Source organism: Sporosarcina sp. ANT_H38, assembly GCF_008369195.1.
In the GTDB taxonomy this organism is placed as follows: domain Bacteria; phylum Bacillota; class Bacilli; order Bacillales_A; family Planococcaceae; genus Sporosarcina.
The window spans coordinates 70,536-85,370 of record NZ_VOBC01000004.1 but is presented as its reverse complement, the minus strand read 5'-3'; the positions used below and the strand labels follow the sequence as shown (position 1 = coordinate 85,370).

Genomic DNA, 14,835 nt, shown 5'->3' with positions numbered 1-14,835 from the left:
GGATTTTGAATGACAATTATTACATTTCCAGAAGGGATCGCAGTTATCGTTTCGGGTGTGCTTCTGTTGCTATCAGGGTATTCATTTGGACGGTTGAGTAAGTGATTAAACTTCTTGAAATTTATGGTGGAATAGGTGCTCCAAGAAAAGGACTTATCAATCTTGGGGTTGACCATAAAGCAATCGATTATGTTGAATGGAAAGCTAATCGCGTAAAGGCTTATAACGCTTTATACGACCACCTTCACAAACCGCAAGATGTTCGTGGATGGAATTTGAAGCCGGATATTCTGGTGCATGGCAGTCCTTGCCAAGATAACAGTAGAAGTAACGCAAACCGAAAAGGTGCTGAAGAGGGATCGCGTTCAGAGTTGATGCTTGAAACTATCCGCATTATCAAAGAAATGGGTGAATGGCGTCCTAAAGTTGTCATTTGGGAGAATGTGAAAGGTGTGCTGGATAAGAACGTCATGCCTATATTCAATTATTACATGCAAGAGTTATCTGAATTAGGTTATACAAACTCATTTGACGTGCTGAATGCAATGGATTTCGGTATTCCACAATCGAGAGAGCGAGTCTTTTGTATATCGATACTAGGCGGTGCGACATTCGATTTCTCGAAATTAGAAAAACAACCACTACGCCATATCGATGATTTTTTAGAAGAGAATGTAACTGATGAACGCTATATGGTGAATATCCCGTCAATGTTGAATCGATTAAAAGATTTAGCGACACCTGATGAGATTGAGGCAGCTAAAAAGAAACATCGATTCATCGAAACGATTGACAGATATTGCACAACGATTACAGAACGTCAGGATCGTTGCCCAAATGCAGGGGTAGTAAAGGTGTCAGATAAACAATATCGCTACTTAACAGAGCGTGAAGTGTGGCGACTCATGGGTTTTGATGATACTGATTTCAACTTGATGCTGAAAGAATTTCCGATGAAGCCGGGACTTCGAAATGCGACACTTTATGCGTTAGCTGGAAACAGCATTGTAGTACAGGTACTCGAAGCGATTTTTAAAGTGATATTAAACGAGGATTATGCAACAAGTTTTACCACGAGTACAAATGGTCAGTTGCAGTTGATCTGCTAAACAGTAGACCCATACGGTTGAGGAAGGAGGAATCAAAGTGGATGCTAAATACAAAGCTGAATTAGTGTTTTATACAGGAGAAACGATTGTTGAAAAAGAACACGTACCTGCCGTTATGAAAGAGTTAGAGGTTTATAACGGAACATTTTACAATGACTTTGAAATGAATGGGCTTGTTTTAATTCAAAAAGCGTAGCTAATAAACAGTACGTTAATAAGGATAAGTAAAGAAGGGATGATAGCAATGATCGAAGTTGGATCAAGAGAACAGTATTTAGATTTTAATATCAAGCTTACAGAGCAGTTATTTAATGTTAAATTCAAGGGTGCTACTTTGGAAGAAAAAGAAGTTTTTTTCGCTCAATATAAAGTTCAGCGTGAATTTGAAACAAGCAAAATCTTAACTGAAATGTACGACCTCAAACCAGTAATAGAACGAGCCTTAGAAGTTTTCCCGAAGTCGTTCATCAACAAAAGCAACGAAATTATATTGGAACCGAAAAACAACGTCTACTTTCGCCTCGAAGATGTGTACGTGGAGTTAGATTTTAAATGCAAGATGTTGGCGTGGATATCACGACCAGTTTCAAAAAGCTTGAACAAATATTGGTCGCCTAAAGTTTTGAAGAGTTTCAATGAATTTTTAGGAACCGGTTTCTCTAAAGATGACATGCTATTGATTTATGACAGGTTAGGAAATGACGTAAACAGAGCATTATCCATTAAATTCATTGAATCGAATTACGATTTGAAGCTGCTGGTTAGATGACCAATAAGGTTGAACATAAGACACAAACTACGAAAGGGTGAGGGTATTCAGTAGAGATTTAGGACACGGAAAAGTGGTCTTGCATCAAAAAGAGGATGGTTCGGTACAATTTCGAGATAACCTTTCTTTCTTGTCGTGCGCTTGTGGCAAACCCGCTGTCGAAAGAGTGGAAGAAGAAATTGACACGATATACGAGTTTCAATGTGTTAAATGTAACAAGAAATACAATTCGTGATAATTCGCATTACGTTAATAAGGCGATTGAGCCGCACTAAGCGGCTCAATCTTTGAAAACACTAGGGATAATTCCAAAATGCAAATGAATGGATCGAATCCTGCCTGCTTCCTTGCGAGATCTAACGGCATCGCCTAACCTGCTCGCTACGAGACTTGGTGAGCATCCCAAAATATCTGCTACTTGTTTTACCGAATATTTTTCTTCGTGGTACAGCCGCTTCATATCTTTTGTGGAATACATGGTATTACCCCCTTTTCGAATACCCTATCAAACTAATCTTGGGGTGTGAAGGAGCAAGTAAAAAAGTGACGAGCAACTAGAGGAGTGAACCGAATGAATCCAATAAATGAAATAGCGAAAATAGCCGAAAGTATACCGCTCGAAGCGTTGCAGGACATACACGCACGTATTACTGATTGGCTGGCAAGTGGTGGAAATCATGATGACCCGTATGTTCATCAGCAGTTGCGGTACGCCAAACGATTTGTTAAGAAATGATAGCCGTGGTGCAACAGCTAACTATTTTTGATGCGCTACCAAAGAAAGCTGCGTTTGTAGTAGGGGACACGGTTGAAATCGTTGTAAATGTGGAGGAGAAAGAAGTTGAGGATTATTACTATCTTCAAGATTTTGTGGGGTTGAAGGGTCGGGTTGTGAAAATGATTCCAGGACTGCAATATGAGGTCCAGTTCAAAAAGAAAGATCGCATCGGTATTTTACGGCATGAAGAATTGAAAAGGAGTGAATGGGATGAATAATGATCATGAACGTGAAAAATTAAAAAGATTGATGGAGGGCATTTCGTTTGCTGTGTATGCGAATGCTTTTGCGGAAATGGGGAAAATCAACTCTCAAATATTCACGACTGAAATGTCAGATGAATCTAAGATGTCCCGTCAATATTTGGAGCACCATCCAAGCATTAAGACGGATGTCACGGACAAAGACATGCTGTTGTTGCAGATTGATATGGCGCTTGATGCGGGGGATATGGACATGTTCAAGAAGCTTACGGATGAATTGAAAGGGATGGAGGTGCTGATTTGATCCACGCAAAAGAACAAAAGCGTGTGTTACTTGATGACGTTGATATTGATTGGGTATTTACAGTGCAAGAAACAGACGTATTCAGAGCGATGTGGGTAGCAAATATGAGCCTTGATAGCATCGCAGAAGAGTTGGGACGTAAGCCTTTGGAAATTGGGTTGCTGATTATTGAGCAGGCTGTGCTTGGAGAAATTAAGGAAAGGCAGCAGGGGTTATTTGGACAATAGGGGGGAACGCAATGGGTCAAGCAAAAGCAGTACAAACACATTTATTATGCAGAAGTTGCGGGAACATATTTCCGTTACAAAGATTAATCAGTAGACAAAAAGAGTTTGGGCACACCAAGCATTTGTGGTGTTTTAAGTGTAAAGAGAGGACGGCACACTTTGAAGATAATCGAAGATATATTTAAACACTAAAAAAGACAGGATTCCTCCTGCCCTCGACAAGGAAAGTATAACACAAGGAGGGGTCCTGGTGAATAAAGACATTACTTTTAATACTGATGCAATATTGTTAGGAATTGGTATAATGGAGCTACCAATGAACTGTGTGGTAGTTATTTCGGAGGGGATTGCTAAAGTGAGAGAGCTACCGGAGCATGGTGAATATCGGATTGTTACGCATCAAGGCAAGATTAAACGGATGCGGAGGGAAGAGGGCGAGGAATTTTGAGTAATGCTTCATTGTTATTAAATGACCCTGAAGTGATTAAGATTTATATTCCGTTGATTACAGGGGTAGTTGTATTTATTTTAACTAGTGTCTACAACCATTGGAGAGATCGGGTGCAAAGTAAGTTAGATAAAAGAGTTCACTTTGACGATGATATAAGTAAAACATTTTTTTCGAAACTACGAAAAGATCATGTAAATGGTCCAATAAAGTTTTTGTCGGATGGAAATTATGAAAGCTTCATTGACATGACTAAGGAAAATGATTTTCGGCTAGAAATTCATAGAATTGAAAATATAGGAAATTTCACTATATTTGATATAAATGTCAAGTACAGGCTATATACAAATAAGGTGATAAAGAAATATTTTTTGCAGAATAAGATGGATCCGGGTGAATCTTTTATTATTCCTGTAGGGACTCCTGAATGTCCTATAGATACTAAAAGGCATTCTTACTCATTAAGTTATATTACAAGTGGTAGGGAAAAGTTTAAAATCAATAGATGGTATTTTAAGGTTAAACATTTCACAGGAATTCAAATTACGTCCAAATATTATTTCGGTTTCATTAAAATTCCCAATAGCATAAGAATTAGACATACAAAATATAATACAAAATTCATAAGATTGTAGGTCCACCTGGCCAACCAGAGGACAACGATTGATTACAGCATTGCGCTGTGTCATTTGTTGTCCTCTTTTTTTATTTCAAAAAAAGGAGTGAGAGAAATGAAATCGTTGCAAACGGATCCGGTTGTAAAAGGTCTTTCTGTTGTTTGTACGAGCGAAGTGGAGCAAAAGGATACTAGGACAAGGGGAAGGTGAAAGAAAAGTTGTCTGATAGGGAATGGGCTGAATTGATGGGGACTAATCGACCGACGTATGCGAGAAAAAAGGGTGGCTCTTTTAGACAGAGATAGGGGGAACTTTCATGACGACGAATTGGGCAGATGAGTTGATTGGACAATATACGGTGGGTAAACGGGATTTAGGGCGAATGAAGGATCAGTTGGATAGAGGAAATCCGATTGATAAGAACGATCTGAGGCAAATCAACAGCATGATTAAAAGCATGACCTTTTCAATGGAGTGGCTAGAAACAGGACGGCAACCAGGGACGTATAGAGGAGCTGACAAGAGGGCTATCTATCAGCGTCAGTATATCGAGAGCATGGACACGATTCCAGACATAACAGAGCAATTAGAAGACAATGACGTTAATAAAAAGCATTTGTTTATGACTCGAGAAGAGAAGGTCATACTGGCGGATATTTTCTCTTCTTTTTCATTGAGGGAAAGGCAATGTTACATTCTCCATGTAGCACAAAAGAAGAGTATGTCAGAAATCGCATACGAGCTGGGAGTCAGTAAAAGTATGGTCCAACAATCCATACGCAGAGCCAAAAACAAGATTGAAGAAAGAGTGGATAAAAACTCTATGACATACGCTTGATATACGAAGTCTACTCATATGAGGGGGAGAATTAAAGAGGGGGTGCGTGCGAGCGACATTACCCCCCTTACCAGCCCCGATACATACGAGAGAAATATAATAAGAATTCAACTCTTCCTTGCTGTATTATGTTCTAGTAGGGAGGTAGAGATTGTGAAAATTAATAATGCGTTACCATATACAATTTTAGCTTCAATAATACTTATGGATATCTTCATTGTTGCAGGACTTATAAATATCTTTTTTGGTTGGGACCCGACAATAATTGCAGGAGTGATAGCTTTTGTAGGTGCAATAATAGGGGGATCATTAACTCTGATTGGCGTGAAATGGACGCTAACATCTCAGTTTGAAAAAGAAGATAGGGGGAAATATGAAGAAAATAGAACCTTTTTATCCGTTTCTAGAACTAAGTTTAATTACGAAAAACAAGATAAAGTAGGAAGAATAGATAACCATAGAATTTTAATAACGGAATCGTTTACATATCTGGATGGTTTTAATCAAGATGTCGTGTATTACTCGGTTATTAGGTATGGAGGAAGTGAGATAGTAACGAATTGCCTATTTTCTATAACGGTTGGGAATGACGGGAATTTCGAAGATAACGATACTATTGAAGCTTGGGTTGATTACTTTGAAAAAAATGAAGAGATATTGATTCCTATTTGCTCAAAGAAATTAAGGAATCTCAATCCTTGGATAAAGGAAATCAAAATAACGCTCTATACGCAAAATAACGACAAAATTGAATTTACTCAATCTGAAGTTGATAGAAAGCGTGTTCATATTTTCTTTGAGGGAGATAAAAAACATACACTTGGATTTGAAACTAAGCACACGGCGTGGACACAAAAATGAAAGAGTGCCTTTACGGGGTCCTTTTCTATGCCCAAAAATAACGGAGGTGGACGGTGATGTGATGTGCCTAATTGGGAAGAGATACAGAGGGAATGGGAAACAACAAAAATAACGCTTGCTGCACTAGCTGAAAAGCACGATGTGAAACTCGGTACGCTGAAGAGCAGGAAAAGTCGTGAAGCTTGGGTAAGAGGTCCATCTAAGAAAGATGCAACTAAAAAGAAAAAGGATGCAACCATTTCGAAAAGGATGCAACCGAAAGAAGCGATAAAAGAGCCTGTTGTTGAGTCGGATGAACTGACTGAAAAACAAAGGCTTTTTTGTATTCATTACATTAAATGCTTTAATGCTACTAAGGCATATCAGAAGGCTTATGGGTGCGCTTATACTACGGCTATGGTTGAAGGTCACAGACACCTAAGAAACCCTAAGATTGATGTGGAGATTGACAGGATGAAAGCGGAACAAGCAACTGACCTGAAATTGGGTGCCAGAGACGTACTTCAGAAGTACATTGATATTGCCTTTGCAGACATAACGGACTTTATCGATTTCGGAGCAGAAGAAATAGTTTCCAAAGATGCTCGTGGTCAACCTATGACAGATGAAAACGGGAACAATATCGCGTATAAACTGAACTATACGGACTTCAAAAATGCTGATGAAGTAGATGGAACTATCATTAGTGAAGTCAAGCAAGGCAAAGATGGTGTATCTGTCAAACTACTCGACAAGATGAAGGCGCTGGATATGCTATCGAAATACTTCGACCTTCTATCTGACGGCGATAAGAAACGATTGCAGGAAGAGAAGCTGAAAGTGGATATTAATAGGACGAAAGCTGAAATCGAGAAACTTAGCGGCGATAACGATGAAGGTCCAATCGATATTATGATTAGCAGAAAGGGTGCTCGCTGATGGTTCAAATAGAGAAAGAAGTGAATCCTCATTTCGAGGATTTTTTGTTTGACTGGAATCAAAAGTTTCAGTTCCTTGTCGGTGGCTATGGTTCATCGAAAAGCTATCATGTTGCTCTGAAGCTAATCCTTAAACTTTTAAGTGAGAAGCGCACAGCCTTAGTCGTGCGTGAAGTCTATGACACCCATCGAGATTCAACCTTTTCTCTACTAGAGGAAATCATAAATGAATTGGGATTGGACCACCAAATACGTTGTGTATCGTCTCCTATGCAAATCCGATTCCCGAATGGTAGCAAGATCATCTTCAAAGGGATGGATAAACCGCAAAAGTTAAAGTCGATTCACAACGTATCCCTCATTTGGCTTGAAGAGTGTTCCGAGATTAAGTATGAGGGCTTCAAGGAATTGCTAGGGCGGTTGCGACATCCGACATTGAAGCTTCATATGATTCTATCGACAAACCCTGTCGGTGAGGATAACTGGACGTTCCTGCATTTCTTTAAGGATGACCGGAACAAGCGATTAGTTTTGGATGACCAAGATTTATACGCAAAACGAACAGTTATCGTAAAAGAAACTTTTTACCACCATTCGACAGCTGACGATAACTTATTCCTTCCCGCCAGCTACATTGAACAGCTAGAAGAAATGAAAGAATATGATCCAGATCTTCACCGTATCGCTCGGGAAGGTCGTTTTGGCATTAATGGTAAACGTGTTTTGCCGCAGTTTGAAGAGTGGTCTCACGAAGCTGTAATGGATGCCGTTAACTCTATTCGTAAGCCGATTGAGCGCGTAGGGATGGACTTTGGGTTCGAAGACTCATATAACGCTGTGGTTCGCATGGCGATTGACCATAAAAATAAATACCTGTACATCTACTGGCAGTACTACAAGAACCACATGACGGATGATCGCACAGTTGTTGAATTAGAAGAGTTCAGGATATCCAAAGAGTTGATTCTTGCGGATAGCGCTGAGCCGAAAACGATTCAGTACTTTAAGCAGCAAGGATTCCGGATGAAAGGCGCTATAAAGTTTGCTGGTTCTCGTTTAGCAAACACAAAGAAGGTAAAGCGTTTTAAGAAAGTCATTTGCTCATCTGATTGCCCAGACGTTGTTAGGGAGTTGAAATATTTAACTTATAAAGAAGACAAGAACGGAAACATCATCCCGGATGACTTTAAGATTGATCCCCATACGTTCTCAGCCATTTGGTACGGGTTAGATGGCTATGAGGTATCTGACTTGAAGGGTGGTTCTGTATCCGTACTGAAATGAGGTGACGACATGCTGATTGAAGACTTATACCGTGCACCTTGGCATGAAAGGATGGAGAGTGTCATAACCGACATGGTGAACAGTGTCATAACTGACGACGAAGTATTAGTGCAAGAAATACAAGCGTGGGAGAAAGCTGAAACTCGTGCAAATATGATAATCGGTGAACTCTATTACAGAAATAAAACGGATATCATGTTGAAAGAACAAAAGATTAAATGGAAGTCGAATACTAAACTGGCGCACGGCTTTGCTAAAAAGCTTGTGGACCAGAAGATTGGGTATCTGTTGTCGAAAGAGCCGACTTTCGGTACCGAGAATAAGCCTTATCGGGAGTTGATTACAGAAACATTCGACCGAGGGTTATTGAAGAAAATTAAGAACGTGGGTAAAGAGGCGATCAATAAAGGTATTGCGTATCTTCATCCATTCTTTAATGAATCTGGGGAATTGTCGTTTAAGAAATTCCCTTCTGAACAAATTATTCCGAATTGGGAAGATAACGAGCATATGCAAATCCTTTCATTCACCCGCGTTTATGAGGTGACAGCATATGAGGACAAGAAAAAGGTAACGAAAAAGAAAGTGGAATACTACCATTCACAAGGCGTTAAGTACTTCGTTTTTGAAAGCGGTAAACTTGTTCCTGACGTTTTAGCGGGCATAGAAAAGGAATACCACTTCCTCATCAACGACAAACCGTATGTGTGGGAGAAGATTCCTCTGATTCATTTTAAGTACAACGAAGAAGAACAGCCGTTGATTGATAGTATCAAATCGTTGATTGATAACTACAATACGCAAGCATCCACCAATGCTGATTTACTGGCGGACATACCTAAGTTTATCTATAAGCTTGTAAACTATGGCGGAGTGGATCTTGCTGAGTTCCTGAATGATCTGAACACGTATATGACCGTGAATCTCGACAAAGATGGGGACCTCGACAAACTCCAAGCAGACATCGAAACAGATGCCGTTGAAAAAGAGATTACCCGCACCAGGGAATCCATCTACGAATTTGGACGTGGCGTTGATACTAAAGGTGATGATTTAGACAATGCAGCTTCAGGGGTTGCATTGAAGCACCGTTACGGTGATTTAGACCTGGACTGTAACATTCTCGAAGCTGAGTTCCAGTCAAGCATCGAGCACATGCTGTGGTTCATTAGTGTCTATATGTCTGTGACTGGTAAAGGTGATTATGCTGATGAAAAGGTTAATGTCATTTTTAATCGTGACATCATCATTGCTGAGACTGAAGCTATTGATAATTGTGGTAAATCTACAGGGATTCTTGACGATCAAACCATTCGTGAAAATCATCCATGGTACAACGAAGAGGTGGAAGTGCGCTTGAAGAAACAAGAAGCTGAACAACAGAAAGAGATTGAGGGGTATAGAGGCACCTTTCCACCGAAAGAAGTGAAGGTTGATGGCTAAATCAACCAAGGAATACTGGGAAGAACGTTCAGTGCAACGTGAGATGGAATCACAGCTCATTGCAAGCAAGTACATTGCTAGGATGGATGAAAGTTTGAGAGAAGCCCAACAAGACATCCTGCGGCAAATTGAAGCGTTCTACGCACGGTATGCCAATGATAATAAAATCTCATTTGCAGAAGCGAAAAAGTATCTGACTGCAAAAGAATTGAAGGATTTTAAGAACATCGATTTAAAACGTTTCCGTGCTATGTCTTTGGCTGATAATCCCGATTACGACAGGATACTTAATGCGGTCAGTTACCGAGCCCGTATTTCCCGTTTAGAAGCATTGAATACACAAGTAGAAATGCGGATGGTTGAGCTCTACAGTGGACTGAACGGTTTACAGCAGTACACCTACACCGGACTAACTGAGGTTTATCAAACTGCCTATCTTCAGTCAGTGTTCGGGATGGCGCAAGTAGGGGTTGTCAGTGGTGCGGTGGCGAGTATATCAGATGCGACTATGAAAGAAGTATTAACGTATAACTGGAGCGGTAAAGAGTTTTCAGAACGTATATGGGACCATCAATCTGGTTCTCTAAAGACAATCAAAACAGAGTTGGAAAAGAGTTTTTCTTCTGGACGTTCTATCCAACAGACGACAAAAGCGATTATGACCGCAACGGACGTTACCCGTACGCGAGTTGAAGCTCTTGTGCGTACTGAGTCCAATTTCTTTCACGGTTTCGCCGCACAGAATAGCTACATCGATGCAGGGATTGAGAAGTATGAGGTTCTTGCTACTCTTGATAGTCGCACATCGGAGATATGTCGTGAACAGGACGGCAAGGTGTATGACTTGAAGGATTATAAGCCTGGGGTTAATGCAAATCCTTTTCATGTTCGCTGTCGTTCTACAACAATTCCTTGGTTTGACGAATCTGAATATATGGATGATGAACGAAGGCAATCTGCTGATGGCTTGGTTGATTCTATGACGTATGAAGAATGGTTCGGAAAATATGTGAAGTAAAGGTGGCGAGGATATGAGGTATAAGATACTAATGAACACTGGAGATGACAGAGTAATAGACCATTTTACAGATGACGTAGATACAGTGGAAAAGATTGATGAGGTTTACGAAATCAGAGACTCAAAAGGAACGGTACTCTTTACAGCTCCAGTAAGTTCGGTGATATTCATTTCTCTAGAAGTAAAATCCTAGAAAGGAAGTGATCCAACATCTCGGTTCGTTGTTTCGTTATGCAACCAAATAACTTTAGAGGAGAATGAAAATGTCAAAGTTCAAATCGAACTTGGTTCCTTTAGAAGTCGATGTTTGGAACGTGATTGAAGATGAGTTAAGTACTGGCTTAATAGATGTTTTGGATCTCCGGTTTGATTACTCGGCAGAAAAGGAAGTAGGGGCGATAAAAATCAGGCACCCCGAAAATTCAAGGATTTCTACCAAGCATATTAAACTAGATAAAAAGCAGTCGGAAGATTTAATTATCCAGTTATCTACTAGGTTTAATTTTCATTGGACTAATCTTGCCGAATTAAGGTTTGAACTAGAGCCGGGTAAGGTTCCTATATTCACTTCTCGCTTTTATCCTCGTGTAAGTGACGAATCGACGCTCGATACAACGAAAAGCCGAATGAATCCGATAACAATTGATTGAAGGGAGTGAATGAAAATGCCTAGAAAGTATCAAAGAAAGCCGCAATGTGTTGAGGCTTTAAAAACTTATTTCGGACAGCCCATGACAGATATTAGAGATTTCCTTTTAGGGAGCTCGGTATTTGTTAGCACGATGGAGCATGGAGGCATCTTTGAGGAACGACTTAAAGGAGTCCTCGACGTAACACCAGGGGATTACATTCTGAGGAGTTACGATGGACAAGTTACGGCCTGTAATGCTATTGAATTCGAAAAAATATATCAAGAAGAAGTAAGCCCGCAAGAACTTCAGTTTGTGATTACAAAATACAGCTTCCTTGTGAAGGATGCAGAAATGATGTTGAGGGACGAGCGAATCAGACCCATTCTTCTAGCTTCTTTCTTCGAACAGAATAAGCTCAGTCCAGCAGTAACGGTTAATCAATCGTTTAACATGAAGGATGAAACGGCCATAGGGAGAATAGCTAATGGAATAACCGAGCGAATGCACGAAGAACTTTTAAAAGTTACTACTGGAGCTTATTAATACCTCGTCATTTTGGTATTTATGGACGTTAACTATAAAGACGTCACCGGACACGACCGGGTTAAAAAGTGAAGATGAATGGAGGAAACATTAATGACTAAAGAACAATTGGTAGCGCTAGGTATGACAGAAGAACAGGCGGATAAGATTATCGCAGGTTATGGTGCAATGATCCCCAAATCACGTTTCGATGAAGTGAATGCAGCTAAGAAACAACTTGATACTGACTTAGCAGCTCGTGATACTCAGCTTGAAGAATTGAAGAAAACAGCAGGTGCCAGTGAAGAACTGAAAGCTGAAATTGTGAAGCTTCAAGGGGAGAACACTACCACCAAGACTGAATACGAAGATAAGATTCAGAAGCAGTCCTATGAATTTGCGCTTGAACGTGCATTAACGGACGCTAAGGTTAAGAACCCTAAAGCGATAAAAGCACTACTTAATACAGAAGCCATCAAACTAGATGGGGAGAAATTGCTCGGTCTTGATGAGCAATTGAAAACCCTGTCGGAGTCGGATGGCTATTTGTTTGCGCAGGATACGGATGACAAGCCGGCATTCAAAGGTTTCACTCCTGCAGACGGAAAAGGGTCTGATGGCAAAGATGGAGCTAAAGATGACGGTGGATTTGGAAAACAAATTGCAGAATTTGCAAAAGGACACGCAGGGCTCGAAACAGCACGAAAAAATTACTTCGAATAAAAAGGAGGAATAGACGATGAAATTTGAAAAAACGAGTTATGGCAACAGAACAAACATTTTAAAGTTTCCAGATCATTACGTAAACCTAGCAGTAACGGTCAGTGATGCAGGCGTTGTTGCAAATGCAGAAGGTAAGAAGATTGTTCTTGCGGGTACATTGCTAGGTGGTGGAGTGATTGCGGATGACTCTAAGGACGCGGTACTTGCAACAACACTAGTTGTTGCTGAAGGTGTTCTGTTCAACGATACAGACGTTACAAGTGGTCCTGCAAAGGGTGCATTACTCATTCATGGATTTATTGCACTTGATAAAATTCCAAAAGCTCCAACAGCGGAAGAGATTGCTGCATTAAAACAAATTACATTTATTCAATAAGAGAGGAATGATGATTAATGCCGAACATTTTTGATTATGTAAATGCTAAAGATATCGCAACATATTACACGGAGTCATCTAGCAACAATATCCCGAACTTGGGGGCAACATTGTTCCCAGCAAAAAAACAAATGGGTTTAGACTTAAGCTGGATTAAAGGCTCAAAAGGTCTACCTGTTGCTTTAATGCCATCCGAATTTGATGCAAAAGCTACTTTACGTGACCGTATTGGATTTGACAAAATCGTTACCGAGATGCCGTTTTTCCGGGAGGCAATGTCTATTGGTGAAAAAGATCGCCAAGAGCTATTGAAGCTCGAAGAATCTTCTAATGCGGCCTACATCATGCCTTTAATCAATGCTATCTATGACGATGTTAAAACACTTGTGGATGGCGCAGAAGTGCAGCCGGAACGAATGATTATGCAGCTCTTATCAGCGGGTAAAATCGCAATCAGTGCGAACCGTGTTGATTACGATTATAACTACGGCATGAAAGACGACCACAAAGAAACGCTACTTGCGGGAGCGACGTGGGACGAGCCAGGTTCGACACCGATTGAAGATATCATGCGTTGGCAGGATACAGTGGAGGACAATACGGGTAGTCGTCCAACGAAATCGATCATGTCTCGCAAGACGTGGAACTATCTTCTAAGACACAAAAGTTTCCAGTTAGACATGAATCCACTCGGCGGGCAGAATGTCATCATGACGGATACGATGTTAAAACAGTATCTATCGGCTAAATTCGGTCTATCGATTGCAGTTCACAACAAAAAGTATCGTGATGAAAAAGGAGTGCTTCACAACTTCTATCCAGACGACCATTTCACTCTTATTCCAGATGGTGTACTTGGTAACACGTACTACGGTACAACGCCGGAGGAAGCGGATCTTATGTCTGGTGCATCATCTGCAAAAGTACAAGTCGTTAATACGGGTGTAGCAATCACAACTATTGTAGAGCCACATCCAGTCAACGTTCAAACAATCGTTTCCGAAATTGTACTACCAAGCTTTGAAACAATTGATAATATTTTCATTGCGAAAGTTAACTAAGAGAGGACTTGTTCCTCTCTATTTTTTATTGGAGGAGGTAAATTTATGACGGGATTCAAAGTGACATTCAACCAAAATGTTAAATTAGGCATGGATATATACCGCAAGGGGGATTCGACAACGGTTGACGAGGGTGTTTGTGATGAATTAGTAGAACTCGATGTGATCGAAGAAGGTTTTGAATTGGTCATGAAAGAACCTAAACGGGTTGAAGAAATGACTGTTCCGGAATTAAAAGAATACGCAACGGAAAATGACATCGATCTTGGTGAAGCGAAGAAAAGAGACGACATTTTAGCGGTTATCCAATCATTCGAAGAAGAGAATGCTCCCGAAGAGTAAGGAGAGATAGCGATGGATGTTTTTGAAATAGTAAAAGCTAAGCTACCTGCTGATAAACTTCCGGAGGATATCCTTTTAGGGTTAATTGTTGCGGAAGTTGGGCAAACAATCCTCACATATCTGAACCGAACGGACATGCCTAAAGAACTCGCTTTCACCTACGCAAATATGGTTGTCGATATGATTACAGGCGAAAACCGAAAGAATGATCCAGGGTCGCAATCATCTGTTTCCGCAATCAAAGAGGGGGACGTCCAAGTAACGTTTGTCTCCTCCAAAGTGGAATCTCGTGAAATAGCGACAGAGGGACTCTTGTTTGATTACTCGCAGCAACTTAACAAGTTTCGAAAGTTGAGGTGGTAG

24 protein-coding genes are annotated in these 14,835 nt (G+C 40.4%); 23 read left to right on the top strand and 1 reads right to left on the bottom strand.

Translation table 11 applies throughout. From position 1 onward, the window contains the following. Positions 1-101 precede the first annotated feature (101 nt). The 3 genes from FQ087_RS18425 to FQ087_RS18420 are packed head-to-tail and all read left to right on the top strand — an operon-like array spanning position 102 to position 1,878. Positions 102-1,109 (top strand): DNA cytosine methyltransferase, encoded by a 1,008-nt coding sequence (locus FQ087_RS18425; protein WP_149582076.1) that lies wholly within the window; start codon positions 102-104, stop codon positions 1,107-1,109. A 37-nt stretch (positions 1,110-1,146) separates the two neighbouring features. Continuing rightward, entirely contained in the window at positions 1,147-1,305 is a 159-nt protein-coding gene (locus FQ087_RS22570) for a hypothetical protein (protein WP_188006814.1), read from the top strand. Positions 1,306-1,353: 48 nt separating this feature from the next. Then, complete coding sequence (locus FQ087_RS18420; protein WP_255452436.1) at positions 1,354-1,878, top strand: hypothetical protein; 525 nt, start codon at positions 1,354-1,356, stop codon at positions 1,876-1,878. 280 nt (positions 1,879-2,158) lie between these two features. Here FQ087_RS18420 and FQ087_RS18415 read toward each other — a convergent pair whose 3' ends face one another. Then, entirely contained in the window at positions 2,159-2,356 is a 198-nt protein-coding gene (locus tag FQ087_RS18415; protein WP_149582075.1) for a sigma-70 family RNA polymerase sigma factor, read from the bottom strand. 93 nt (positions 2,357-2,449) lie between these two features. Here FQ087_RS18415 and FQ087_RS22565 point away from each other — a divergent pair, with 93 nt between their 5' ends. The 20 genes from FQ087_RS22565 (at position 2,450) to FQ087_RS18320 (ending at position 14,835) form a co-directional block, all read left to right on the top strand. Further along, positions 2,450-2,614 (top strand): DUF6877 family protein, encoded by a 165-nt coding sequence (locus FQ087_RS22565; protein WP_188006813.1) that lies wholly within the window; start codon positions 2,450-2,452, stop codon positions 2,612-2,614. Continuing rightward, positions 2,611-2,874, top strand: a complete 264-nt coding sequence (locus tag FQ087_RS18410; protein WP_149582074.1) for a hypothetical protein — start codon at positions 2,611-2,613, stop codon at positions 2,872-2,874. The genes FQ087_RS22565 and FQ087_RS18410 overlap by 4 nt, the downstream gene beginning before the upstream one ends. Continuing rightward, complete coding sequence (locus FQ087_RS18405) at positions 2,867-3,163, top strand: IDEAL domain-containing protein (RefSeq protein ID WP_149582073.1); 297 nt, start codon at positions 2,867-2,869, stop codon at positions 3,161-3,163. Before FQ087_RS18410 ends, FQ087_RS18405 begins: the two co-directional genes overlap by 8 nt. Continuing rightward, positions 3,160-3,390 carry a hypothetical protein gene (locus FQ087_RS18400; protein ID WP_149582072.1) on the top strand — a complete coding sequence of 77 codons (231 nt, stop codon included), beginning with the start codon at positions 3,160-3,162 and terminating at the stop codon, positions 3,388-3,390. Before FQ087_RS18405 ends, FQ087_RS18400 begins: the two co-directional genes overlap by 4 nt. A gap of 247 nt (positions 3,391-3,637) precedes the next feature. Further along, positions 3,638-3,838 carry an XtrA/YqaO family protein gene (locus FQ087_RS18395; RefSeq protein WP_370456097.1) on the top strand — a complete coding sequence of 67 codons (201 nt, stop codon included), beginning with the start codon at positions 3,638-3,640 and terminating at the stop codon, positions 3,836-3,838. Next, complete coding sequence (locus FQ087_RS18390) at positions 3,835-4,473, top strand: hypothetical protein (RefSeq protein ID WP_149582070.1); 639 nt, start codon at positions 3,835-3,837, stop codon at positions 4,471-4,473. Before FQ087_RS18395 ends, FQ087_RS18390 begins: the two co-directional genes overlap by 4 nt. Before the next feature lie 298 nt (positions 4,474-4,771). Further along, positions 4,772-5,293, top strand: a complete 522-nt coding sequence (locus FQ087_RS18385) for a sigma factor-like helix-turn-helix DNA-binding protein (RefSeq protein ID WP_149582069.1) — start codon at positions 4,772-4,774, stop codon at positions 5,291-5,293. A 153-nt stretch (positions 5,294-5,446) separates the two neighbouring features. Further along, complete coding sequence (locus FQ087_RS18380) at positions 5,447-6,154, top strand: AzlD domain-containing protein (protein WP_149582068.1); 708 nt, start codon at positions 5,447-5,449, stop codon at positions 6,152-6,154. Between the two features lie 63 nt (positions 6,155-6,217). Next, positions 6,218-7,072 (top strand): terminase small subunit, encoded by an 855-nt coding sequence (locus FQ087_RS18375; protein ID WP_149582067.1) that lies wholly within the window; start codon positions 6,218-6,220, stop codon positions 7,070-7,072. Next, positions 7,072-8,355: a PBSX family phage terminase large subunit gene (locus FQ087_RS18370; protein ID WP_149582066.1), complete on the top strand. Its 1,284-nt coding sequence runs from the start codon at positions 7,072-7,074 to the stop codon at positions 8,353-8,355. The genes FQ087_RS18375 and FQ087_RS18370 overlap by 1 nt, the downstream gene beginning before the upstream one ends. 9 nt (positions 8,356-8,364) lie before the next feature. Beyond that, positions 8,365-9,798: a phage portal protein gene (locus FQ087_RS18365; protein WP_149582065.1), complete on the top strand. Its 1,434-nt coding sequence runs from the start codon at positions 8,365-8,367 to the stop codon at positions 9,796-9,798. Then, on the top strand, positions 9,791-10,816 hold the full coding sequence (locus tag FQ087_RS18360) for a minor capsid protein (RefSeq protein ID WP_149582064.1): 1,026 nt from the start codon (positions 9,791-9,793) through the stop codon (positions 10,814-10,816). The genes FQ087_RS18365 and FQ087_RS18360 overlap by 8 nt, the downstream gene beginning before the upstream one ends. A gap of 13 nt (positions 10,817-10,829) precedes the next feature. Then, positions 10,830-11,009, top strand: a complete 180-nt coding sequence (locus FQ087_RS18355; RefSeq protein WP_149582063.1) for a hypothetical protein — start codon at positions 10,830-10,832, stop codon at positions 11,007-11,009. A 70-nt stretch (positions 11,010-11,079) separates the two neighbouring features. Continuing rightward, positions 11,080-11,466, top strand: a complete 387-nt coding sequence (locus tag FQ087_RS18350) for a hypothetical protein (RefSeq protein WP_149582062.1) — start codon at positions 11,080-11,082, stop codon at positions 11,464-11,466. Between the two features lie 15 nt (positions 11,467-11,481). Beyond that, a complete protein-coding gene (locus tag FQ087_RS18345) occupies positions 11,482-11,991 on the top strand; it encodes a hypothetical protein (protein WP_149582061.1) in 510 nt (169 codons plus the stop codon). A 93-nt stretch (positions 11,992-12,084) separates the two neighbouring features. Continuing rightward, on the top strand, positions 12,085-12,693 hold the full coding sequence (locus tag FQ087_RS18340; protein WP_255452435.1) for a phage scaffolding protein: 609 nt from the start codon (positions 12,085-12,087) through the stop codon (positions 12,691-12,693). Between the two features lie 16 nt (positions 12,694-12,709). Beyond that, positions 12,710-13,069 carry a hypothetical protein gene (locus tag FQ087_RS18335; protein ID WP_149582059.1) on the top strand — a complete coding sequence of 120 codons (360 nt, stop codon included), beginning with the start codon at positions 12,710-12,712 and terminating at the stop codon, positions 13,067-13,069. A 17-nt stretch (positions 13,070-13,086) separates the two neighbouring features. Further along, positions 13,087-14,130, top strand: coding sequence for a major capsid protein (locus FQ087_RS18330; protein ID WP_149582058.1), 1,044 nt, complete (start codon positions 13,087-13,089; stop codon positions 14,128-14,130). Between the two features lie 45 nt (positions 14,131-14,175). Continuing rightward, the gene (locus tag FQ087_RS18325) at positions 14,176-14,472 is read left to right on the top strand and encodes a hypothetical protein (RefSeq protein ID WP_149582057.1); all 297 of its coding nucleotides are present in this window, start codon (positions 14,176-14,178) and stop codon (positions 14,470-14,472) included. A 12-nt stretch (positions 14,473-14,484) separates the two neighbouring features. Next, on the top strand, positions 14,485-14,835 hold the full coding sequence (locus FQ087_RS18320) for a head-tail connector protein (RefSeq protein ID WP_149582056.1): 351 nt from the start codon (positions 14,485-14,487) through the stop codon (positions 14,833-14,835).